This window comes from Mycobacterium sp. (assembly GCF_032161845.1).
Classification (GTDB): domain Bacteria; phylum Actinomycetota; class Actinomycetes; order Mycobacteriales; family Mycobacteriaceae; genus Mycobacterium.
This window is the reverse complement of sequence record NZ_JAVRQA010000464.1, coordinates 1-22,955: the sequence shown is the minus strand read 5'-3', so window position 1 is coordinate 22,955 and position 22,955 is coordinate 1. Positions and strand designations below refer to the sequence as shown.

Annotated in this window: 23 protein-coding genes; 8 read left to right on the top strand and 15 right to left on the bottom strand. The window is 68.2% G+C overall.

All coding sequences use genetic code 11. From position 1 onward, the window contains the following. Positions 1-3: 3 nt before the first annotated feature. The 7 genes from QOD90_RS25270 to ftsH form a co-directional block, all read right to left on the bottom strand. Positions 4-1,443: a DUF6779 domain-containing protein gene (locus tag QOD90_RS25270; RefSeq protein ID WP_526354230.1), complete on the bottom strand. Its 1,440-nt coding sequence runs from the start codon at positions 1,441-1,443 to the stop codon at positions 4-6. Positions 1,444-1,520: 77 nt separating this feature from the next. Next, on the bottom strand, positions 1,521-1,994 hold the full coding sequence (locus tag QOD90_RS25265; RefSeq protein ID WP_526354228.1) for a DUF3180 family protein: 474 nt from the start codon (positions 1,992-1,994) through the stop codon (positions 1,521-1,523). Then, positions 1,994-2,509, bottom strand: coding sequence for a 2-amino-4-hydroxy-6-hydroxymethyldihydropteridine diphosphokinase (gene folK / locus QOD90_RS25260; protein ID WP_526354226.1), 516 nt, complete (start codon positions 2,507-2,509; stop codon positions 1,994-1,996). The genes QOD90_RS25265 and folK overlap by 1 nt, the downstream gene beginning before the upstream one ends. Next, complete coding sequence (gene folB, locus QOD90_RS25255; protein WP_526354224.1) at positions 2,506-2,880, bottom strand: dihydroneopterin aldolase; 375 nt, start codon at positions 2,878-2,880, stop codon at positions 2,506-2,508. The genes folK and folB overlap by 4 nt, the downstream gene beginning before the upstream one ends. Continuing rightward, entirely contained in the window at positions 2,873-3,724 is an 852-nt protein-coding gene (gene folP / locus QOD90_RS25250) for a dihydropteroate synthase (protein WP_526354222.1), read from the bottom strand. Before folP ends, folB begins: the two co-directional genes overlap by 8 nt. After that, positions 3,721-4,353, bottom strand: a complete 633-nt coding sequence (folE, locus tag QOD90_RS25245) for a GTP cyclohydrolase I FolE (protein ID WP_526354220.1) — start codon at positions 4,351-4,353, stop codon at positions 3,721-3,723. Before folE ends, folP begins: the two co-directional genes overlap by 4 nt. A gap of 19 nt (positions 4,354-4,372) precedes the next feature. Then, positions 4,373-6,733, bottom strand: a complete 2,361-nt coding sequence (gene ftsH / locus QOD90_RS25240; RefSeq protein ID WP_526354218.1) for an ATP-dependent zinc metalloprotease FtsH — start codon at positions 6,731-6,733, stop codon at positions 4,373-4,375. A gap of 210 nt (positions 6,734-6,943) precedes the next feature. Between ftsH and QOD90_RS25235 the strand changes: the two genes are divergently transcribed. Genes QOD90_RS25235 through QOD90_RS25220 form a run of 4 tightly spaced genes read left to right on the top strand, consistent with a single transcriptional unit; the run spans position 6,944 to position 10,922 of the window. Beyond that, positions 6,944-7,942: an alpha/beta fold hydrolase gene (locus QOD90_RS25235; protein ID WP_526354246.1), complete on the top strand. Its 999-nt coding sequence runs from the start codon at positions 6,944-6,946 to the stop codon at positions 7,940-7,942. Positions 7,943-7,962: 20 nt separating this feature from the next. Beyond that, a complete protein-coding gene (locus QOD90_RS25230) occupies positions 7,963-9,138 on the top strand; it encodes an LLM class flavin-dependent oxidoreductase (protein ID WP_526354216.1) in 1,176 nt (391 codons plus the stop codon). Continuing rightward, complete coding sequence (locus QOD90_RS25225; RefSeq protein ID WP_526354214.1) at positions 9,138-10,154, top strand: zinc-binding dehydrogenase; 1,017 nt, start codon at positions 9,138-9,140, stop codon at positions 10,152-10,154. The genes QOD90_RS25230 and QOD90_RS25225 overlap by 1 nt, the downstream gene beginning before the upstream one ends. A 21-nt stretch (positions 10,155-10,175) precedes the next feature. Then, positions 10,176-10,922, top strand: coding sequence for an SIMPL domain-containing protein (locus QOD90_RS25220; protein ID WP_526354212.1), 747 nt, complete (start codon positions 10,176-10,178; stop codon positions 10,920-10,922). A 3-nt stretch (positions 10,923-10,925) separates the two neighbouring features. On the opposite strand, the gene hpt is transcribed toward QOD90_RS25220, so the two are convergent. From hpt to dacB, 4 genes are read right to left on the bottom strand one after another with little or no spacing between them, the layout of a single operon-like run. Next, entirely contained in the window at positions 10,926-11,513 is a 588-nt protein-coding gene (hpt, locus tag QOD90_RS25215; protein ID WP_526354210.1) for a hypoxanthine phosphoribosyltransferase, read from the bottom strand. A 45-nt stretch (positions 11,514-11,558) separates the two neighbouring features. Next, a complete protein-coding gene (tilS, locus tag QOD90_RS25210; protein ID WP_526354208.1) occupies positions 11,559-12,536 on the bottom strand; it encodes a tRNA lysidine(34) synthetase TilS in 978 nt (325 codons plus the stop codon). Beyond that, entirely contained in the window at positions 12,515-13,609 is a 1,095-nt protein-coding gene (locus QOD90_RS25205; protein ID WP_526354206.1) for an Rv3626c family coenzyme F420 biosynthesis-associated protein, read from the bottom strand. The genes tilS and QOD90_RS25205 overlap by 22 nt, the downstream gene beginning before the upstream one ends. Beyond that, entirely contained in the window at positions 13,606-15,012 is a 1,407-nt protein-coding gene (gene dacB / locus QOD90_RS25200) for a D-alanyl-D-alanine carboxypeptidase/D-alanyl-D-alanine endopeptidase (protein ID WP_526354204.1), read from the bottom strand. Before dacB ends, QOD90_RS25205 begins: the two co-directional genes overlap by 4 nt. A 140-nt stretch (positions 15,013-15,152) precedes the next feature. Between dacB and QOD90_RS25195 the strand changes: the two genes are divergently transcribed. From QOD90_RS25195 to QOD90_RS25180, 4 genes are all read left to right on the top strand, one after another. Further along, positions 15,153-15,641, top strand: coding sequence for an inorganic diphosphatase (locus QOD90_RS25195; protein WP_526354202.1), 489 nt, complete (start codon positions 15,153-15,155; stop codon positions 15,639-15,641). A gap of 92 nt (positions 15,642-15,733) precedes the next feature. Continuing rightward, on the top strand, positions 15,734-16,255 hold the full coding sequence (locus QOD90_RS25190) for a 2-oxo-4-hydroxy-4-carboxy-5-ureidoimidazoline decarboxylase (protein ID WP_526354200.1): 522 nt from the start codon (positions 15,734-15,736) through the stop codon (positions 16,253-16,255). Positions 16,256-16,284: 29 nt separating this feature from the next. Further along, a complete protein-coding gene (gene alc / locus QOD90_RS25185; protein WP_526354198.1) occupies positions 16,285-17,319 on the top strand; it encodes an allantoicase in 1,035 nt (344 codons plus the stop codon). A gap of 20 nt (positions 17,320-17,339) precedes the next feature. After that, the gene (locus tag QOD90_RS25180; protein ID WP_526354196.1) at positions 17,340-18,497 is read left to right on the top strand and encodes a serine hydrolase domain-containing protein; all 1,158 of its coding nucleotides are present in this window, start codon (positions 17,340-17,342) and stop codon (positions 18,495-18,497) included. Here the strand turns inward: QOD90_RS25180 and lhgD are convergent. The 4 genes from lhgD to QOD90_RS25160 form a co-directional block, all read right to left on the bottom strand. After that, the gene (gene lhgD, locus QOD90_RS25175) at positions 18,479-19,690 is read right to left on the bottom strand and encodes an L-2-hydroxyglutarate dehydrogenase (RefSeq protein WP_526354194.1); all 1,212 of its coding nucleotides are present in this window, start codon (positions 19,688-19,690) and stop codon (positions 18,479-18,481) included. The genes QOD90_RS25180 and lhgD overlap by 19 nt on opposite strands. Positions 19,691-19,720: 30 nt before the next feature. Continuing rightward, positions 19,721-20,698: a 2-hydroxyacid dehydrogenase gene (locus tag QOD90_RS25170; RefSeq protein WP_526354192.1), complete on the bottom strand. Its 978-nt coding sequence runs from the start codon at positions 20,696-20,698 to the stop codon at positions 19,721-19,723. Between the two features lie 3 nt (positions 20,699-20,701). After that, entirely contained in the window at positions 20,702-22,039 is a 1,338-nt protein-coding gene (locus tag QOD90_RS25165; RefSeq protein WP_526354190.1) for an enolase C-terminal domain-like protein, read from the bottom strand. Between the two features lie 76 nt (positions 22,040-22,115). Then, on the bottom strand, positions 22,116-22,937 hold the full coding sequence (locus QOD90_RS25160; protein ID WP_526354244.1) for an IclR family transcriptional regulator: 822 nt from the start codon (positions 22,935-22,937) through the stop codon (positions 22,116-22,118). Between the last annotated feature and the right edge of the window lie 18 nt (positions 22,938-22,955).

Sequence of the window (22,955 nt, the reverse complement as noted above, 5' to 3'; positions counted from 1 at the left end):
AACTCACTCCTCGCGGCGGCGGCGACGGCCGCCTCCTGTGGAGCCGGCCTGCAACCGGGCCATCAGCTCGGAGACCGGCTGGCCGCCGATGTGCTGGCCCGCCGGTTCCGCAGCTTCGTCGGCGCCTCGGTGGCGGGCCGGAGGCGTTGGCGGCACTTCTGGCGGCGGGGACGCCGGTGTCGCCAGGGTCGGCGGCGTGCGGCGGGCGGGGTCGGCGTCCGCGGGAACCGAGTGACGGGCGCGTCTGGCCGATTCGGCGGCGGCCGTCTCAGCCGTGTAGTGCCGTCCCAGCGGCCCCGATTCGGTCGGCGGGGGCGTCATCGCAGGCGGTGGCGGCGTCGGGGGCGTCATCGCAGGTGGTGGGGGTGTCCCGATGGGCGACGGTTCACCCTGGTCCGCGGCGGGTGTCGAGGCACCGTTCTCCGTGACCGGGGAGGACCAGTTGCTGCCGGGTGCGCCGGCCGGAATGAACTGCCCCTGGGCGGGCGCAGGCCGCCAGTCGGATCCCGTCGGCGCATGTCTGCCGACGCGTTCCGGCTCCTGGCGCGGCTGAGGCGGTGGCGCAGGGGGCGGGGTCGGCGGCGGGACGTCGACGGGCAGCCACGGCAGCCGGACGTCAGGCGTCGGAGCAGGTTCGGGCTTCGAGGTGGGTGGCGCGTCTGGCGCGCGGCGCCGGCCTTCCTGCCGGGGCTGCTGCTCCGGCGGAGCCGGTCGCCAGCCGCTGTCGGCGGGCTCCGGCTCGGATGGTCGGCGGTGCGCACCGGCCGGTACTTGCGGAGCCCAGTCGTCGTCCGGCGGCTGGGGTTCCGCGGGCACGTCGATGATCGGGCTTTCCTCGGTATTGGGGTCGGAGTCCTCCTGGCCGGCGGTGGCTTGGGCATCTATGCGGCTACTGATCACCCGGCCGGGGCTGGCGCTGCGATCCGACGCAGGCGCCCCCTGCGGTACCGCATCCCAGTCCCCAAACCGATGCACGGTGGTGCGTTCGGTCCCGATCGCGGGCCTGCTCTGGAGATCGGTGTCGAAGATGATCTCGAGGTTCGCCCGCAGTGCTGCGAGTTCCGCCCGAAGGCTGGCGACCTCGTCGGACGCCTGGGCCCGCAACTCCGTGGCCAGTTCGCGCCGCAGCTGCGTCTCGATCGACAGCTCGTATTCGCGGCGCGCGGAGATCTCACGATCCAGCTGCAGGTCGTACACCAACTTGAGGTCGCGCGACTTGGCCTGGTCGATGTCGGACTGCCGCCGATAGATGAAGGACACGAACGCCGCGACCACTGCGGCCCACAGTGCGACGATGACGGCAAGCTTCAAGAGTTCGACCTTGTTGGTGAACACCAGCGCCGAACTTGCCACGATGGCGAGCACCAGCAAAGCCGTCAGCAGCAACGAGCCCGGCCTGCGGTTTCCGCGCCGCGCGCGGGTCCCACGAGTCGGTTCGGTCATGCGCCGACTGTACCTGTGCCAGCACTCATCGCGTGGCGACCACGTCGGCGATTCGCCTGGTCAGCTGCTCACGCGAGCTAACTCCGCACACCGTCGGCGTCCTCGGGCGGCTCGTCCGGCGACTTGCAGCAATGCTGGAGCCAGAGTGCCGCGACCACCAGCGCCAGCGCACTCACCGCGGCCACCACCGTGCCCAAGATGCTCGCTCCTGCGAAGGTCTCGTCGCGCTTGGGCAACAGGAACACGAGCACGCCAACCCACCAGCCGAGGGCGAGCGCACCCACCAAGGCCGACGCCTTGGAGATCATCACGGCACGCGCGACCGCCAACGGATGCAGCCGCCCAGGGGCGTCGCCGATCTTCCCGTCGCCGATCTTGGACCTGACGTAGAAGGCCCACGGCACCTCGACCGCCGCCAACCCAAGCAGTGACAGCCCCGTCCAGAGGGTGATCGGCGGGAACCAGTGATACGCCAAGCGCACCGCCGTGTAGCCGAGGATCGCGGCAATTACCGTCGCGGCCGCCAAGTCGCGTTTGCGGGTGGGGCCCATCAGGTCACCAGCACGGTATCTACGGGTCGGACTCCGTCGCGCTCCGCAGCGTCCAGTCCGGCGAGCAACCGGGCAACGGGCTGGGTCGTGCCGTTCACGGTCAACGTCGCCGCTGCGTCGACGGAGAGCCACGGGACCAGCACGAAGGCCCGCTCATGTGCGTACGGGTGGGGCAGGGTCAGCTCCTCGGCGGAGCTGAGCACTTCTTGACTTCCGTCGTGACAGGAGATCAGGTCGACGTCGAGAGTCCTTGGGCCCCAGTGTTGCTCGCGCGTCCGGTCGGCGGCTCGTTCGAGTTCCTGACCGCGGCGCAGCCAGTCCCTGCAGTCGAGCGACGGATCGTCGGCGATCAGGACGGCGTTGAGGAACGCGCCCTGCTCGACACCGCCCCACGCGTCCGTCTCGTAGACCGCGGAGACGCCGCGGACCGCCGCCCCCAGCCCGTCGACCACCGACTGCAGATGCGCAAGACGGTCCCCGATGTTCGAGCCGATCGACAGGACGACACGGGTCACGTCGCCATCCTGCGCCGCGATCGCCGCGCGACGACCGCCACGTCGGAGAACGTCAGCGGGATCGGGGCGTCGGGCTTGTGCACGACGACCTCGACGGCGTGCAGGCGCTCGTCGGTCATCACCCCGTCGGCGATCTCGGCAGCCACCGTCTCGATCAGGTTGCGCGGCGGTCCGGCCACCACGTCGGCGGCCCGCTTGGCCAGCGCCCCGTAGTCAACGGTGTCGGCCAGGTCGTCGCTCGCCGCGGCCGCGGCGAGGTCGATCCAGACGGTGATGTCGATGACGAAGTCCTGGCCGTCACGCCGTTCGTGTTCGAAGACCCCGTGGTTACCGCGAACGGTCAAGCCGCGCAACTCGATTCGATCAGCCAAGTTTCTCTTCACCCTCCCAGGCGGGGGCCGCTTCCCACGCCTCGACGACCTTCAGCGCATCGACGGTCGCCTGCACGTCGTGCACCCGGACACCCCACGCACCGTGCATCATCGCCAGCGCGGAGATCACCGCGGTTGCGGTCTCCCTGCCGTCGGGGGGCCTCAGTTCTCCCCCACCGTCGGCCAGCAGTGCCCCGAGGAAGCGTTTCCGCGACGCCCCGACGAGCACGGGGATGCCGGTGTCCACCAGCTCGGGAAGCGCTGCCAACAGCGTCCAGTTGTGCTCGGCGGACTTCGCGAAGCCAAGACCCGGGTCGATGATCAGCTTCGCCGGGTCGACCCCCGCGGCGACCGCGGCGTCCACCCCCGCCAACAGCTCGTCGCGCACTTCGGCCACCACGTCGCCGTAGGCGGGTACCGCGTGCGGCCGCTCCGCGTCCACCGCACGCCAGTGCATCAGGATCCACGGCGCGCCCGCCTCGGCGAGCAGCGGCGCCATTCCAGGATCGGCGCGCCCACCGGACACGTCGTTGACGATCTTCGCACCGTTCTCAAGCGCGGCCCGGGCCACGGCTGCGTGCATTGTATCGATGCTGACCGTGATGCCTTGTCCGGCAAGCTCTTTGATGACCGGCAATACTCTGGCGCTCTCCACGGCGGCATCGACGCGGGTGGCGCCGGGTCGGGTCGACTCGCCGCCGACGTCGACGATCGCCGCGCCCGCCGCGACGAGGGCCATCCCGTGTTCTACGGCGCGGTCACGGTCGAGGTACAGCCCGCCGTCCGAGAATGAGTCGTCGGTGACGTTCAGGACGCCCATCACCTGCACACGTGGCTGGCTCACTTCCGCAGGATGAGATCCAGCGCTTCAGACCGCGATGCTTTGTCGGTCTTGAACTGCCCACGCACTGCCGAGGTCGTGGTGGTGGCGCCCGGCTTGCGGATGCCGCGCATCGCCATGCAGAGGTGCTGGGCTTCGATCACGACGATCACCCCGCGCGGATCGAGCTTGCGCATCAGTGCGTCGGCGACCTGCCCGGTCAGCCTCTCCTGGACCTGCGGCCGCTTCGCGTACAGGTCGACGACCCTCGCGAGCTTGGACAGACCCGTGACCCGGCCGTCCACGCCGGGGATGTAGCCGACGTGCGCCACCCCGTGGAAGGCCACCAGGTGATGCTCACACGTCGAGTACATCGGGATGTCCTTGACCAGCACCATTTCGTCGTGCTGCTCGTCGAAGGTCGTGTTGAGCACGTCGTCGGGGTTCGAGTACAGCCCGGCGAACATCTCCCGGTACGCCCTCGCGACGCGGGACGGCGTGTCGAGCAGACCGTGCCGGTCGGGATCCTCGCCGATGGCGTACAGCAATTCGCGCACGGCCTTCTCGGCACGCTCCTGGTCGAAGGCTGCGGGCACGAAGACGTGCGAGTTGTTCGCGGTGGTCGAATCAGGTGTCACAGCGGGCTTCGTCATCGGAGCCTCCGTTTTCTGTTCAGCCGGCTGGCGGCGTTGCGGGCCCGTCTTCTTGGTCCACGTCGTCTTGCTGCGGGTGGGGCGCGGGTGCGCCACCGCGTGGGACGTGCGGTCCTGGCTGCGGGTACGGCTGATACGGAGGGTAAGGCTGTTGATACGGCTGCGGGTAGCCACCCTGGTACGGCGGCGGGCCCCACGCGGACGGCGGGGGCGGCGGCGGGTACTGACCGGGCCCCTGCGGAGGCCACCCCGGTGCTTGCCAACCGGCGGGCGCGCCATAATTCGGCTGGGTCGGCCCGACGGGTGCACCGTTCGCGCCGTGCGATCCGTTGCCGTTCACCCCGTTGGTGCCGTTGGATCCATTGGTCCCATTCGAGCCGTGCTGAGCCTCGGCGGCCTTGCTCGCCGCGGCGATCGCCGCCTTGAAGGCCGGTTCCTGCACGGGTGGCGGCCACGGCTCGCCGCGTTCGATCGCCAACTCGCCCGGCGTCTTGATGGGGGGCTTCTCCGAAGGCACCCGACCGCCGAAGTCGTCGAACATGGTCAGCCGCGGACGCTTCTTAACGTCCTCGAAGATGGCCTTGAGCTCGACGCGGTGCAGCGTCTCCTTCTCGAGGAGCTCGCCGGCCAGGATGTCGAGGACGTCGCGGTACTCGGTGAGGATCTCCCACGCCTCGGTGTGCGCGGCCTCGATGAGCTTGCGTACCTCGTCGTCGATGATCTGGGCGACCTCGTGGCTGTAGTCGGCCTGAACGCCCATCGAGCGACCGAGGAACGGGTCGCCGTGCTCGGTGCCGTATCGGACGGCACCCAGCTTCGCGCTCATGCCGTATTCGGTGACCATGGCGCGGGCGATCTTGGTGGCCTGGTCGATGTCGGACGAGGCGCCCGTGGTGGGCTCGCGGAACACCAACTCCTCGGCAGCGCGGCCACCCATGGCGAAGACCAGGCGCGCGATCATCTCCGAGCGCGTCATCAGGCCCTTGTCGTCCTCGGGCACCGACATCGCGTGCCCGCCGGTGCGGCCGCGGGCCAGGATCGTCACCTTGTAGATCGGCTCGATGTCGGGCATCGCCCATGCCGCCAGGGTGTGGCCACCTTCGTGGTAGGCGGTGATCTTCTTCTCGTGCTCGCTGATGATCCGGCCCTTGCGGCGCGGACCGCCGACGACGCGGTCGACGGCCTCCTCCAGCGCGGCACCGGTGATGATGGTGCCGTTCTCGCGGGCCGTCAGCAGTGCCGACTCGTTGATGACGTTGGCGAGGTCGGCGCCGGACATGCCGACGGTGCGCTTGGCGAGGCCGTCGAGGTCGGCGTCCTCGGCGATCGGCTTGCCCGCCGAGTGGACCTTCAGCACGGCCCGCCGGCCCGCCAGGTCAGGGCTGGACACCGGGATCTGGCGGTCGAAGCGGCCGGGGCGCAGCAGCGCCGGGTCGAGGATGTCGGGTCGGTTGGTCGCCGCGATGAGGATGACGCCCTGGCGCTCGCCGAAGCCGTCCATCTCGACAAGCAGCTGGTTCAGTGTCTGCTCGCGTTCGTCGTGGCCACCGCCGAGGCCCGCGCCGCGCTGACGGCCAACGGCGTCGATCTCGTCGACGAAGATGATGCACGGGCTGTTCTGCTTGGCTTGTTCGAACATGTCGCGGACGCGCGAGGCGCCGACACCGACGAACATCTCGACGAAGTCCGAGCCGGAGATGGTGAAGAACGGGACGCCCGCCTCCCCGGCGACCGCGCGGGCCAGCAGCGTCTTGCCGGTTCCCGGCGGCCCGTAGAGCAGCACGCCCTTGGGGATCTTGGCGCCGAGCGCCTGGTACCGCGTCGGGTTCTGCAGGAAGTCCTTGATCTCGTAGAGCTCCTCGACCGCCTCGTCGACGCCTGCGACGTCGGCGAAGGTGGTCTTGGGCAGGTCCTTGTTCAGCTGCTTGGCCTTGGACTTGCCGAAGCCGAAACCCATCCGACCGCCGCCGCCCTGCATGCGGGAGAACATCACGAACAAGCCGACGAGCAGCAACAGTGGCAGCAGGTAGATCAGGAGCGATCCGACCACGCTGCCCTGGTTGACGACGGTGTTGGTCTTGGCATTCTTGGCGCTCAACGCGTTGAACAGGTCCACCCCGAACCCAGTTGGGTACTTGGCGATGATCTTGTCGCTGTTCTCGGTGTCGCCGTTGCCGTTCTTCAGGTCGAGCCTGACCTGTTGTTCACGGTCGTCGATCTGCGCCGACGTGACGTTGTCGCCGTTGATCTGGCTCATCGCCACCGACGTGTCGACGGGCTTGTAGCCGCGGGTGTCGTCGCTGAAGTAGAAGAAGGACCAACCCAGGAGCAGGACGACCGCTATCGCGGTCAGGGTGCGGATGACGTTCTTACGGTTCATTCGTTGTCTTAGGCCTGCGAAGCTCTGGTGAGTTCGAGCCGGCCACGTCCTTCCGATAAGCACAGGTTGGGTCAATCAAGGCTACCGCTAGACCAACGACCGGCAGTTCCCGACGGGGGCCTGGCGTATCTTCCCCGGCACTCGGCCCTGTGCTTGGGTGTGACGGTGAGCACAACGAGCACCGGCGGGCAGGAGCGCAGCGACCGGGGAATGAGCACCGGCGGGCAGGAGCGCAGCGACCGGGGAATGAGCACCGAACGGTTGGTCGACACCAACGGCGTGACCTTGAGGGTGACCGAGGCGGGTGACCGCGGCGGGCCGGTCGTCATCCTGGCCCATGGCTTCCCCGAACTCGCCTACTCGTGGCGGCATCAGATTCCGGTGCTTGCCGATGCCGGCTACCACGTGCTGGCCCCCGATCAGCGCGGTTATGGCGGTTCGTCGCGACCGTCCGCGATCGAGGATTACGACATCGTGCAACTCACGGGCGACATCGTCGGTCTGCTCGACGACGTCGGTGCGGAGAAGGCGGTCATGGTGGGTCACGACTGGGGTTCCGTCGTGGCGACCAACTTTCCGCTGCTGCATCCGGACCGGGTCTCGGCGTGCGCGGCACTCAGCGTCCCCCCGATCCCCCGATCGCCTGCCAAGCCAACCGAGATGTGGCGCAGCGCCTTCGGCGACAACTTCTTCTACGTCCTGTACTTCCAGGAACCGGGACCTGCCGATGCCGAGCTCGACGGCGATCCCGCCCGCACCATGCGCAGATTGATGGGCGGAATGCGGTCGGCCGATTCGACGAACGTCTTCATGCAGATGGCGACGCCAGGGCCCGAGGGCTTCATCGACCGGCTGCCCGAACCCGATGGCCAGCCGGAGTGGATCACCACCGAAGAGGTGGACCACTACGTCGCCGAGTTCACGGCGACCGGGTTCACCGGAGGGCTGAACTGGTACCGCAACTTCGATCGCAACTGGGAGCTCACCAAGACCACGCCGTCGGCGACGATCGACGTGCCGACGCTGTTCATCGGCGGCACCGCCGACCCGGCCATGGCGATGACGCCGCGCGACCGGGTCGCCGACGTCGTGTCCGGTCCGTACCGCGAGGTGCTGATCGATGGCGCTGGCCACTGGCTGCAGCAGGAACGGCCCGGCGAGGTCAACGCCGCGCTGGTGGAGTTCGTCGACGGATTGGGGCTCAAGTGAGCGCGCCCGCGGGACGGCCGATGAACTTTGGCGTCTTCATCACTCCGTTTCACCCCGTCGGTCAATCCCCCACCGCCGCACTGGAATACGACATGGAACGCACGGTCGCCCTGGATCGCCTCGGGTACGACGAGGCATGGTTCGGCGAACACCACTCCGGCGGTTACGAGTTGATCGCGTGCCCGGAGGTGTTCATCGCCGCGGCCGCCGAGCGCACCACTCACATCCGACTGGGCACCGGCGTCGTCTCGCTGCCGTATCACCACCCGCTGATGGTGGCCGACCGCTGGGTGCTGCTCGACCACCTGACCCGCGGTCGGGTCATGTTCGGCGCGGGGCCAGGTGCCTTGCCGTCCGATGCCTACATGATGGGCATCGACCCCGTCGACCAGCGACCGATGATGCAGGAGTCGCTGGATGCGATCCTCGCCCTGTTCCGCGCCGCGCCCGACGAGCGCGTCAGCAGGTCGTCGGAGTGGTTCACGCTGCGTGACGCCGCCCTGCACGTCCGGCCATACACGTGGCCGTACCCCGAGATCTCTTGCGCGGCAATGGTATCGCCGTCCGGGCCACGGCTCGCAGGCCAGCTCGGCACGTCACTGCTTTCGCTATCGATGTCGGTGCCCGGCGGGATGGCGGCCCTGGAGACGACCTGGAACATCGTCGGCGAGCAGGCCGCCAAGGCCGGCCGCGAAGCGCCGGACCGCAAGGACTGGCGGGTCCTCGGCATCGTCCACCTCGCCGACACCCGTGAGCAGGCGATCGAAGACTGCACCTACGGATTGCAGGACTTCGCGAACTACTTCGGCGCGGCGGGCTTCGTGCCGCTCAACAACGTCGTCGACGGCACTCAGTCGCCGCGTGCGTTCGTCGAAGACTATGCGGCCGGGGGCAATTGCTGCATCGGTACACCTGCCGACGCGATCGCCTACATTCAGGATCTGCTGGACAGGTCGGGAGGTTTTGGCACGTTCCTGATGCTTGGCCACGATTGGGCCCCGCCCGCCGCGACGTACCACTCCTACGAACTCTTCGCCCGAGAAGTGGTGCCGCACTTCAAGGGCCAGCTCGCCGCGCCTCAGGCATCCCACGAATGGGCAAAGGGCATCAGAGACCAGTTGTTCGGGCGGGCGGGTCAGGCGATCGTGAACGCCATCACCGAGCACGTCGACGAGGCCAAGCAGGGGCAGGCCTGATGAGGGGATCCGTTCTGCGCGACGGCCGGATGGTCTACCGTGACGATCTGCCAGAACCAGTTCCCGGACCCGGCCAGGTATTGGTGGCGGTGAAGGCGTGCGGCATCTGCGGCTCCGACCTGCACTTCGCCAAGCACGGCGCCGACGTGATGACCGCGAGCAAGGAGATGCTCGGGATGCCCGGTTCCGGTGTCGACGTCAACCTGTCCGAAGACGTGTTCATGGGCCACGAGTTCAGCGCCGAGATTCTGGAGGCAGGGCCCGACACCGACGCGCCTGCACCAGGAACGGTGGTGACGTCGGTGCCCCTCCTACTTTCGCCGACCGGGCTGACGATGATCGTCTACAGCAACACCACCCTCGGGGGATACGCCGAGCGCATGGTGCTGTCGGCGCCGTTGCTGCTGCCGGTGCCCAACGGCCTCGACGCCGGGCACGCCGCCCTGACCGAGCCGATGGCCGTCGGCCTGCACGCCGTGAACAAGTCGAACGTCACCCCCGGTGAGACGGCGCTGGTGATCGGTTGCGGTCCCATCGGCATCGCGATCATCGCGGCGCTTCGTGTCAAGGGCGTGGAAACCATTGTGGCGTCCGACTTCTCAGCCAAGCGCCGCGAGCTCGCGGCGACGGTTGGTGCGCACCGCACGATCGACCCGGCCGTCGAGTCACCGTTCGACGGCACCTCACCCGCGGTGGTGTTCGAGGCCGTCGGCGCGCCAGGGGTGATCGACGACGTGCTCCGTCGCGCACCGTCGGGGACTCGGCTGGTGGTGGCCGGGGTCTGCATGCAACCCGACACAGTGCGCCCGTTCTTCGCCATCGCCAAGGAGATCAACGTCCAGTTCGTCCTCGCCTACGACCTCGGCGAGTTCACGGCCTCGCTGCGCTCCATCGCCGAGGGTGAGATCGACGTGGCGCCGATGATCACCGGCACAGTCGGCCTGCCCGACGTCGGAGCCGCGTTCGACGAGCTGGCCGACCCCGAGGGCCACTGCAAGATCCTGGTGACTCCCTGAGTGGACGGTAGGGTTCGTGCCATGCCGAAGCCGAAGAAGCCTTCGAATACGTTGACCCGCCTGTTCGTGCTCGCGGGTGCGGCGTTGGCCGTCGTCGGCGTCGTTGGCTGTGACGCCGCGGCAGCGCCGGCCGCGGTCCCTGGGACGGCCGCCCCCCGCCAGGTCACCGTGATCGGTGAGGGCAAGGTCGAAGGCACGCCGGACACCCTGACGGTCAGCCTCTCGATCGCCGCGACGGCGCCGGACGCGGTCAGTGCGTCGAATCAGACCAGCAGCCGGGCCAACGCGGTGACCGATGCGTTGGTGGGCCAGGGCATCGACCGCAAGGACATCAGCACGACGACGGTGACGCTGCAGCCGCAGTACGGCGGCTCGGACAACACCACCATCGTCGGATACCAGTCGAGCAATTCGATCGACGTCAAGCTCCGCAAGATCGAGACCGGACCGCAGGTTCTCGGCGTCATCACGACCACGGGCGGTGACGCCACGCGAATCAACTCGGTGACGTATTCGATCGAGGACGATTCGCAGTTGATCAAGGACGCCCGCAGCCGCGCCTTCGACGATGCGAAGAGTCGGGCTCAGCAGTACGCCGAGCTGTCCGGCCTCGACCTCGGCAAGGTGCTGTCCATTTCGGAGACGGGGGGAGCGACGCCGCCGCCTCCGTCACCGGTCCGCTACGACGTTGCGGCCGAGGCAGCGCCGCTGTCGCCGGGCCAACAGACGGTCGGCTTCTCGGTGACGGTGGTCTGGGAACTGGGCTGAGCGTCAGGGATTCGCGTAGATCTTCGGGTCCAGCAAGCCGATGTAGGGCAGGTCGCGGTAGCGCTCGGCGTAGTCGAGGCCGTAGCCGACGACGAACTCGTTGGGGATGTCGAAGCCGATGAAGTCGAGGTCGAGGTCGACGCGGACGGCGTCGGGCTTGCGCAGTAGGGCGCAGACCTTGAGAGACCGGGGATGACGGGTCGCGAGGTTTCGGAGCAGCCACTTCAGCGTAAGCCCCGAGTCGACGATGTCCTCGACGATCAGCACGTCGCGATCGTTGATGTCGCGATCGAGATCCTTGAGGATGCGCACCACGCCCGACGACGACGTCGACGAGCCATAGGAGCTGACCGCCATGAACTCGAGCTGCGTCGGCAGCGGGATCGCGCGGGCCAGGTCGGTGACGAACATGACCGCGCCCTTGAGCACCGTCACCAGCAACAGATCCTGGCCGCCTTCGCCGATCGTCTCGCGGTAGTGCGCGCCGACCTCCGCGCCCAACTCGGCGACCCGCGCTTGAACCGCGGCTTCGGAAAGAAGCACCGACTCGATGTCGCCGGGATACGGGTCCGCGGCAGATGGCTCGGGCACGGCAACAGCGTGCCACGTCAGTGCGTCGGCGACCAACACGCGTGGCTAATGAACCGGCTCCGTCCGAAGGATCAGCTCGGTGCCGGTCCGTTCTGCGAACAGCCGCTGGTTGCGCAGGGACGACCCCACCGCGACACCTCCCCGGCCCCCCCATTCGACGACGAGGCGGTCAACGCCGCGGATCTGACCGTCGGTCAGGTCATTGGCGCCACCCCCGAGCAACCACCGCCGGATGACACGTCTGCGCAGTGCCGACGGCACCTCGGAAAGCCGCTCGGCATCGAGCCGGGCGTCGAGCCCCACCCCCGAGACCACCGCGCCCAGCGCGTCGGCGGCCAATCCGTCCAGTACCTCGGTGTCCTCGCGCAGCGCGGCAGCGGTCCGCGTCAGAGCCTCGGCGACACCACCCCCCAGCACCTCCTCGAGCAGTGGCAGTACCTCGGCGCGGAGTCGGACGCGGGTGAATCTCGGGTCGCCGTTGTGCGGGTCGCGCCACGGAACGAGCCCGAGCTCCTCGCAGGCCCCGACGGTCACGGCGCGGCGGACGCCGAGCAGCGGCCTGCCCCACGGCGGATCGTGTGGCCGCATACCCGCGATCGAACGCGCCCCCGAACCCCTGCCGAGCCCAAGCAACACCGTCTCGGCCTGATCGTCCAGCGTGTGGGCGACCAGCACGGGTGCGCCGTCGCGCGCCGTGTCGAGCGCGGCATAGCGCGCCGTGCGGGCGGCGGCCTCTGGCCCGCCCGACATGCCGACGTCGACGCGAAGAACTTGCGCCTCAACGCATCCCAGTTCGAGCGCCTGATCGCGCGCCGTCCTCGCGATCGCGGCCGAGCCGGGCTGCAGGCCGTGGTCGACGATCAACGCGACCGTCGGGCGCACCCGGGCGGCGGCCGCGGCAAGGGCCAGCGAGTCGGGCCCGCCCGACAACGCCACACACCATCGCGCGTCGGCGGCGCAGTAGAGGCGGGCGAACTCGTCGACCGCCCTGCGCACGATCGCTAGAGAACCCTGGCGATCCATCGCTGCGGTTCGTCGACTTCCGTTGGCAGCGGCAGTGTCTCGGGACTCGTCCAGACGGTGTTGAACGCGTCCATCCCGACCTTGTCGACGACGTGGTCGACGAAGGCCTTGCCGCGGGTGTACTGATTCATCTTCGCGTCGAAACCCAGCAGCGTCCGGAGTACCCGCTGAAGCGGCGGCTGTTTGCGCTGTCGCCGTTCGTTGAACCGCCTTCGGATGGTCGCCACCGACGGCACCACCTTGGGCCCGACGGCGTCCATCACGTGGTCGGCGTGACCTTCGAGCAGCGTGCCGAGCACCAGCAACTGGTCGAGCGCCTTGCGCTGCGGCTCGGACTGCATCGCGCGAAGGAATCCGACCATTCCCTCCGAATTCGGTTCTGCCGCTTGGCCTTCACCGGCGCGCCTAGCGCGGACGAACTCCCCAAGCCGGCCGACCACCTGAGTCAGCTCCTGGCCGTTGTCGTCGGTGACGATCGCCAGTGATGCCGACATGTGTTCGGCGAGCCAGGGATTGGCGCGGAACTGGACGCGGTGGGTGACTTCGTGCAGGCAAACCCACAGCCGGAAATCGGCGGGCGAGACCCTCAGCTGACGCTCGACGGCGATCACGTTCGGGTACACCAGCAGCAGCTCGCCGCCTCCTCGATCCCCCGGGGCGAACGGGTCGTACTGGCCGAGGATGCCCGAGGACACGAAGGCCAAGACGGCGCCGGTCTGGGCTCCGGTGACCCGACGGGTGAGCCCGCCTGCCCTCTTGGTAAGGGTCGCGGCGTCGCCCTGTTCGCCACCGGTCATGATGCGCATGGATTGGGTTGCCGCGCGGACCCATTCGGCCCTGTCGACGATGCGGGCATCGGTGATGGCGGCGCCCTCGTTGAGGCCCGTCACGTCGCGAACGGGACCTTCCGCCGCGCGCGAGGACGACGCGAGCTGGTCGATCGCCTGCCGCTTGGTGTACTCGGTGACGGGCGGCGTCGGCCTGACCAGCTTGGCGCCGACGGTGGCGGCGAAGTCCCAGTCGACCGTGTGGCCGATGGTGACCGGGGACCCCGCGCCGGAACTGGTGCTCACTGGCTGCACCCGCACGATCGCAGCGAGGCAGCGAGTGCGTCGATCGCCGTGCGGCCGGTCGGGCCCGCGTTGTTGGAGATCAGCGAGAACGTCAGCACCCTGCCACTGTCGTCGGTGACGAAACCGGCCAGCGCGTTGGTACCCGTTAGCGAACCCGTCTTGGCCCTGAGCAGACCCGCCGCATCCCTGCCCGCGTCGGTGTCGAGGAAACGGTTGGACAGGGTGCCGCTGCCGCCCGCGATGGGCAGCAGGTCGACCAGTGGGCGCAGGTCGTGGTTGGCGTCCAGCGTCGCATTGGCCGCCGCAGCGTTGACGACACCGTCCAGCGTTTCGGCCGTCAGCCGGTCGTCGACGGAAAGGCCGCTCGAGTCCATCAGCGTCGCACCGCCGGTGTCGATGCCCGCCTTGGACAATTGGCCGAGCACGGCCTGGGCACCGCCGTCGAAGCTCTGCGGCTTGCCGACCGCGGCAGCGACTTCGCGGCCGGTCGATTCGGCCATCACGTTGTCGGACTCGCTCATCATCTGTCGCAGCCGTTCGATCAGTGGTGGCGACTGCACAGACGCGATCTGGTCGCCGTCGACGGGCGTCGGACGCACCGTCACGCTGGCCGGGTTCAGCCCGAGCGCGACCGCGAGCGCCTGGCCCGCATCGAGCGCAGGGGACCTCGAGCGCGCCGAGTCGGCGCTCACCGGTTGGGTTCGCCCGCCGTCGAGCATCACCGCCTCCATGGGCGCGATGTCGCCGCCGTCGATGTCGACTGGGTCCCAACCCCTCGCCAGCGTCGCTCCGCTGTACGCGCTCACGTCCACCTGAACCACCTTCGGCACGACGCCGGAACGTCGGACCTGGTCGGCGAGGTCGCTGATGCGCGCCGCACCGCGGTACCAGGTGTCGACGTTCTTCGGGGCAGCGGACAGCGTCGGGTCCCCGCCGCCCTTGAGCACGACGAGCCCCGGCGATGCGGTCTGGTCGGGGGCGACGACCGTCGTCGTCAGGCGCGTGTCACGGTCGAGGGTCAGCAGGGCCGCCGCCGTCGTCAGCACCTTGTTGGTCGACGCCGGCTGCATGGGGACGTTGGCACCCTGCGCCCACAGTTCCTTGCCGGTCATGGCATCGGTGACGCGGCCGGACAGCATGCCGAGGTCGGGGTTGGCCGCCAACGGGGCCAGGGTCGCCGAGAGGCCGGCCGGGGTCGGGACCGGCGCAGAGTCCGACAGCGCCGTCACCCCGGGCTGGGCGGTGACGAGTGCGGGCTGCGGCGCGACGGCGACCGTGGGCTCGGCGGGCGAACTGCCATTGGAGGTCGCGACCGCACCGACGGCGACGACCGCCGCGACCAGAAGCAACACCACGATGCCGACCCACAGGTGCGTGGATCGACGCCACCGAGTGGGTCGCATGGGTCCGATGGTCGCTTCTCCTGATCCGTGGGGCCGCCGCTGCAGACCCCCGCAAGTGCAGGGTATCGCTCGTCTAAGGTGGACCCGCGTCGTCACCCGACGACCCCAGGACGCTTTACAGACGTGAAGGAGCCGCGGCGGTGCAGTTCGACGTCGTCATCGAGATCCCGAAGGGCTCGCGCAACAAGTACGAGGTGGACCACGAGACCGGCCGGGTCAAACTCGACCGCTACCTCTACACGGCGTTCGGCTACCCGGCCGACTACGGGTTCTTCGAGAACACCCTCGGTGAGGACGGCGACCCGCTTGACGCGCTGGTACTGCTGCCCGAGTCCGTCTTCCCCGGTGCCATCGTCGAGGCCAGGCCCGTCGCGATGTTCAAGATGACCGACGAGGCGGGCGGCGACGACAAGCTGCTGTGCGTGCCGGCCGGCGACCCGCGATGGGACCACATCCAGGACCTCGCCGACGTGCCTCCGTTCGAACTCGAGGCGATCAAGCACTTCTTCGTGCACTACAAGGACCTCGAGCCGGGCAAGTTCGTGAAGGCCGCCGACTGGACAGGCCGCGCCGAGGCCGAGGCCGAACTGCAACGCTCCGTCGAGCGCTTCAAGGCCCACGGGCACTGATGAGCGCTCGCGCGAAGAAGAAACTGCACTGATTTAGCACGGTTGTAACGTGCGGTAACCCGCGTGTCGTCTGGGAAATCGATGATGACGGTGTGCTACTGCACCAGGGGATCGGTCTCGACGCGTTCAATGCGTTGCCAGAACGAAAAGCGCACTATGCGCTCTACGAGTGCTGCAACAGCATGACGATGGCCCGCCACCTGACTTACGGCCGCACCTACGACGACCACGACGCGCTCTTCCGGCGGGCCGATGCCCTGCTGTTCGCGTTGCCCGAGTCGGCGATCGACCAGATTCTCGAGGCCTGCCCGCAGATCGGACGTCGGCCTCGTAGCGCCAAGTCACGGGCCGAACAGTGCTCGGTGTGGGACGACGACGCCGACGTGATGGCCAAGCTCAGTGAGTCCGCACGGACCTACGCGTCGACGTTCGGGTTTGGGTTCGTGATGTGCTGCGGCGAAATGGACGCACGTACCGTCCTCGCCGCGCTCGCCGACCGGATGCACAACGACGTCGAAACCGAACGCAAGGTCGTTCGTAACGAGCTGGCGAAGATCAACCGCTCGCGTCTGGAACGCATGCTCGGGCCGGAAGGTGGCTACCAGAACTGGTAGTCCCGCCGCGCTCGCTTAGGGTCATCTGAGTGAGCACCCCGTCTGAGAAGAACCGCGCGCAGTCGCATTTCCTGTCCCTCCCTGATCTGGCCGCCCGGTCGGCGGGCGGCGCGGTGCTCTGGGCCAACGACGATCTGTTCGCCGAGAAGGAGAACCTGATCAAACCGGCGGCCGCCGAGTTCCGGCCCGCCACGTTCGGGCACAAGGGCCAGGTCTACGACGGCTGGGAGACCCGTCGACGGCGAGATCTGCAACCCGACTCCCATGACGCGGTCATCGTGCGACTGGGGGTGCCGGGACTCGTCCGCGGTGTGGTGGTCGACACCGCCTGGTTCACCGGCAACTACCCGCCGCATATCTCGGTCGAAGCCGCGTACGTGGCGGGGTACCCGTCGGTCGCCGAACTGGTCGAGGGCACCCGGTGGACGACACTGGTGCCACGCACCGGCGTGAACGGCGATACCCGCAACCCGTTCCCGGTGGATTCGGGGCAGCGCTGGTCACACGTGCGGCTGTCGATCTACCCCGACGGCGGTGTCGCACGGTTCCGCGTGCACGGTGAGGGTCTGCTGAATCCGGACTTCGCCGAGAACATGACACTCGACCTGGCCGCACTCGAGAACGGTGGCCGGATCACGGCCTGCTCCAACATGTTCTACGGTTCACCCAACAATCTGCTGCTGCCAGGGACCGCCAGGACCATGGGTGACGGCTGGGAGACGTCCCGTCGACGGGACTCGGGAAACGACTGGGTGCAGGTGCACCTGGCCGGCCGCGGCACGCTCAACGCCGCCGAACTGGACACGTCGTACTTCGTGGGGAACGCGCCAGGTGTCGGCAGGCTGTCCGGTCGCGACGGTGACGGCGACTGGTTCGAGATCTTGGCGCCGACCGATCTGCAACCCGACACCAGGCACCGCTTCCTGATTCACGACGACCGTCCGATCACCGATGCGCGGCTCGACATCCACCCCGACGGCGGAATGGCCCGCCTGCGGCTGTTCGGCAGTCTCACCGCCGATGGGCTGCAGCACATCCGGGAAAGTTGGGACGCAAGCGCCTGACCTTGGCGCATCATGATCGGATGACCGACGTAGCTCATGGGGTCCAAGGACACTGCGATGCCCGCTTCGACAAACTGTTCGAGGCCTTCGGCCGGGCGATCACGGACGGCGACGAGGTAGGTGCCGCGATCGCGATCGACATCGACGGCGAGACCGTCGTCGACATCTGGGGCGGCTACGCCGACGCGGCGAAGACCACGCCGTGGACGGCGGACACCATCGTCAACGTGTGGTCGTCGACCAAGACCGTGACCGCGTTGGCCGGCCTGATGCTGATCGACCGCGGCCTGATCGAACCGTCGACACCCGTCGCGAGCGTCTGGCCGGAGTTCGGGGTCAACGGCAAGGGGCACATCGAGTTTCGCCACCTGCTCTCGCACTCGTCGGGACTTTCCGGGTGGGATCAGCCAGTCGTCCTCGAGGACACGTTCGACTGGGCCAAGTCGACGTCGATGCTCGCCGCGCAGGCGCCGTGGTGGGAGCCGGGTAGCGCATCGGGCTATCACGCGATGACGCATGGCCACCTGATCGGTGAAGTCGTGCGCCGCGTCACGGGTAAGCATCTCAAGCAGTTCGTCGCCGACGAGATCGCCGGCCCGCTCGGTGCGGACTTCCAGATCGGAGCGCCGCCAGCTGACTTCGCCAGGATCGCCGAGATCATTCCGGCCGCGGACCCGATGGCGGGCATCCCGCCGATGGATGAGTGGACCGAGCAGATGCTCAAGACGTTCACCGGGCCTGCGTTGGACCCCGTGGTCGCGAACACCGACGCCTGGCGGGCCGCCGACATGGGTGCCGTCAACGGCCACACCAACGCGCGGGCGCTCGCTCGGATCCTGTCGTCGATCTCGTTGGGGGGCGTCGTCGACGGTGTCCGATTGCTCCGCCCCGAAACCATCGAGAAGATCTTCGAGGTGCAGTGCGACGGCCCGGACCTGGTGCTTGCCGGGCACCGCCTCCGTTGGGGCCTCGGCTTCGGATTGCCTGCGCTGGAGACCATCTCGTACATCCCTGACGAGAAGATCTGCTTCTGGGGCGGCTGGGGCGGGTCGTGGGAGACGATGAGTCCCGACCGCAGGATGACCACGGCCTACGTGATGAACAAGATGGGTCCCGGCGTCGAGGGTTCGGAGCGCACCGCCCTCTACACGACGTTGATCTACGAAGCGGTGTCCTGACCCGAACCGTTGGCCAAGCCCGCGAGATGCCGACCGATGGGAAGCGCCGCGGTCGCGGCGGGTGACGGTGAGTTCAGTACGTGGATCATCCGGTCGGTCCGTTCGATGACGAAGTCGTGCACCAACGTGCCGTCCCTGCGCACGGCCTGCGCCCGGATGCCCGCCTCGCGAGGCAGCAGGTCGGCGACGACCAATCCTGGTGCGTACTTCTGACATTCGCGGAGATACCTGCGCTTGAACAACGAGTTCCCGATCTCCTTCACCCCGAGTCGCACGTTGGCCCCCGCCACCCGCCACAGGCCAGGAAACGCCGCCATCCTCATGACGTCCCTCGGGTCGAAGGAGAACTTCGGGTACCCCTCGCGCGCCAAGCCAAGGACCGCACTCGGCCCTACGGTGATCTCGCCCGCCATGGTGGGACTGAGGTGGACCCCGAGGAACGGCAGGTCGGGATCGGGCACCGGGTAGATGAGTCGTCGCACGAAACCCGACCGTTCAGTGGGCAACTGGAAGTACTCACCGCGGAACGGGATGATCTGCACGTCGATCGGCACGCCGGCCAGCTCGGCCAGCCGGTCCGCCTGCAGACCCCCGCACACCACCAGCCGGTCGCATGTCACGGTGCTGGACTCCGTCGAGATCGACACTCCCGCAGCCATTTCGGTGATCGAAACCACTCGCTGGTCGGTATGCACGGCGCCCCCAGCACCGACGATCAGATCGACGAGCCTGCGGGCCACCAGCCGGTAGTCGACGATGCCGGTCCTCGGCAGGTGCAGCGCTCCGACGCCGGTCACGTTGGGCTCGAGTTCGACGAGTTCGTCGTGACTCACCCGTCGGCACGTGATGCCGTTGACCTCGGCCCGCTCCTCGAGTGCGGCCATCCTCGCGAGCTCGGCGGTGGCGGTGGCGACGATCAGCTTTCCACATTCGTCGAAGGCGATTCCGTGCTCGGCGCAGAAGTCCTTGGTCGCCCGTTCACCCGCCTTGCAGAATCTCGCCTTCAGGCTGCCCGGCTCGTAATAGATGCCCGAGTGGATGACTCCGCTGTTGTGTCCGGTCTGATGCGCCGCGACGGACGACGCGCCCTCGAGCACGACGACGGTGGCGGCCGGGTCGGCCACCAGCAGGTGATGCGCCGTCGACAGGCCCACGATGCCTGCTCCGATGACGCAGTACTTGACACGACTCATCGCTACGTACTGTACAAACTCCAGTCACTCTTACCGCGTCACGATGTTGGACAACGGCTCACCGCGGGTTAGCCTGCCCACGTTGGCGGCGATGTCATCGGCGCGCCCGATGAAGGTATCCGCGGTGACACCCGAGGAGTGCGGGGTCATCAGCACGTTCGACAGCTCACCGAAGGGCAGGGCACTTGGCGCGGACCGACCGCCGGGTCCCGGGTAGCGGTACCAGACGTCGATAGCCGCCGCGCGCAGGTATCCGTCGTGCAGCGCCTCGTACAGGGCGTGCTCGTCGACCAGAGGTCCCCGGCCGACGTTGATGAGCACGCCGGCGGAGCCGATCAACCGTAGCTGCCGGGCCCCGATCATTCCCTCGGTGGCCTCATTCAAGGGGGCGGACAGCACGACGACGTCCGATTCGGAGAGCAGGACGTCCAGTCGCGACGTGTCACCGGCCCAGGACAGGCCATGGGCAACCGCGTCCACGCGACCGGAGCCCGTCACCGCGGCGCCCTCGGATCCGAGGACGCGCAACAGTTCCCACGCGCGTTGGCCGATGTGGCCGAACCCGACGAACCCCACGCGGGCGTCGCGCAGGGTGGGCAACTGGTCGATGGCGTCGTCGTAGACCGACGTCGCCCACACCTCACGGCGCAGTGCCCGATCCTGGGCGATGAAGTCGCGACGGAGCATGATCGCCGCCGACAGCACGTACTCCGCGATCGACCGTTCGTGATGGAAGGTGTTGGCCACCAACACGCCATCCGGCAGCGCCGCGAAATCGATCCTGTCGGTGCCTGCGCCGGCAACATGGATCAGGCGAAGCTTCTCCGCCGCTTCGGCCATCCGGGCCGTGAACCGGCCACCGACGTACACGTCGACGTCGCCCAACTCGTCCCCGAGCGTCTGCGGGTCCCGCCGGGCACACCACGCGACATCGACACCCGACGGCAGAGCCGCCTCGAAGCGTTCCCGGTGGGGAGCGATGTTGGCGTCGGCGACGAGGACCTTCATCAATCAGTTCCGCTGCAGCGCAGGCCGTTTGCCGTCGAACGTCCAGCCGGGGATCAGGTACTGCATCGCCAGTGCGTCGTCGCGCGCACCGAGACCCTCGGCCAGATAGAGCTCGTGTGCGGCGGCCACGGCATCCTCGTCGAGCTCCACGCCGAGCCCGGGAGCGTCCGGGACGTTCAGATAGCCGTCGACGATCTCGTAGGGTCGCTTGGTGATTCGCTGGCCGTCCTGCCAGATCCAGTGGGTGTCGATCGCCGTGACCTCGCCAGGTGCGGCCGCCGCGACGTGGGTGAACATCGCCAGCGACACGTCGAAGTGGTTGTTGGAGTGCGAACCCCACGTCAGACCCCAGGCATCGCAGAGTTGCGCGACGCGCACCGAGCCAGCCATCGTCCAGAAGTGTGGGTCGGCAAGCGGAATGTCGACCGCACCGGCGCGGATCGCGTGACCCAGCTCGCGCCAGTCGGTGGCGATCATGTTGGTGGCCGTCCTCAGGCCCGTCGCACGTTTGAACTCGGCCATCACCTCTCGACCCGAGAAGCCACCCTCCGGGCCAACGGGATCCTCGGCGTAGGCCAGCACGCCGTCAAGCTCGCGACAGGTGGTGATGGCGTCGTCGAGTAACCATCCACCATTGGGGTCCAAGGTGATTCGCGCGTCGGGAAACCGGTCGGCCAACGCGATGACGGCCTTGGCCTCGTCCGGAGCAGGCAGCACTCCGCCCTTGAGCTTGAAGTCGCGGAAGCCGTAACGCTCCCGCGCCGCCTCGGCGAGTCCGACCACTGCCTCGGGCGTCATCGCCTCCTCGTGCCGGATGCGCTGCCACTCATCGGCGTCGGCGGCCTCGTCGGCGGCCGATGCATACGGCAGGTCGGTTCTGGTGCGATCCCCGACGAAGAAGAGGTACCCGAGCGCCTGCACGTGCTGGCGCTGCTGGCCCTCGCCGAGGAGCGCCGCCACCGGCACGTCCAAGTGTTGACCGAGGAGGTCGAGCAAGGCCGATTCGACCGCCGTCACGGCATGCACCGCGACGCGGAGGTCGAACGTCTGGGCGCCGCGGCCCGCGGCGTCGCGATCGCCGAACGTCCTGCGGATGTCGGCGAGGACGGCGTGATGGTTGCCGATGCTGCGTCCCTCGACGAGCGGTCTGGCGTCGTCCAGCGTGCGGCGGATCGGCTCGCCGCCTGGCACCTCGCCGACACCGACGTTGCCGTCGGAATCGTTGAGGATCACCAGGTTCCGGGTGAAGAACGGACCGTGCGCACCGCTGAGGTTCAGGAGCATGCTGTCGCGGCCCGCGATGGGCACGACGCGCATGGCGGTGACGACGGGAGGCCTCATGGCGCCAGCCTACAAAGGCTCGTTGATGCTCGTCCAACACCCTTATCGCATGGATTCATGCTCGAAGTGAATGCCTTTACTGCGCGAACCACTTGTCACCGTTCGCCACGGGCCGCAGCACCCTCGTCACCTTGTCGCCCACCCTGCACAACGCCTCGACGATCACGCGTTCACGTTCCGGCGTCAGACGGGCCAGCGGAACCGATGCGCTGATGGCGTCCTGAGCCGGGCGCGTATATCCCAGCGCCACGGCGAAACACCGGACCCCCTCGGTGTTCTCCTCGTCGTCGGTGGCATAGCCGCGGATCCGGGCCGTCTCCAGTTGTTCCTCGAGAAGCACGCGATCGATCGTGGTGTGCGGGGTGATCGCCTGCAGCCGGTCCGGAACGTGACGGTCCCGATCGGCGCCGAACCTGTCCGCCAGCAACGCCTTTCCCAACGCCGTGGCGTGGGCGGGCAACCGGCGTCCGACCCGGCTCGCGGTCCTGCGGTACTGCCGGGACTCCCTGGTCGCGAGGTAGACGACGTCGAGCCCGTCGAGCCGACCGAGGTGAAACGTCTCGTCGAGGTCTTGGCGCAGGTCATCGAGGAACGGGGTGATCATCGGAAGGTACCGATCGCTGTCCAGGTAGCCGGTGCCGACGAGCAGCGCGCGGATGCCGATGCCATACAGCGTGCCTGCGTCGTCGGAGCGGACCCAGCCCTGCGCCATCAGCGTCCGCAGCAGCGCGTGCGCACTGCTGCGCGGCATGTCCAGCGCGGCGCTGATCTCGCGGATGCTGGCGGGCTGGTCCTGTCTGGCGGCGAGGTACTCGAGAAGTTCGACCGTGCGGACCGCCGACTTCACCTTGCGCACAGCGACATCCGACGCTTGGTCGCCAGGGGATGCCGTCGTCATGACATCACTATCGCAGAC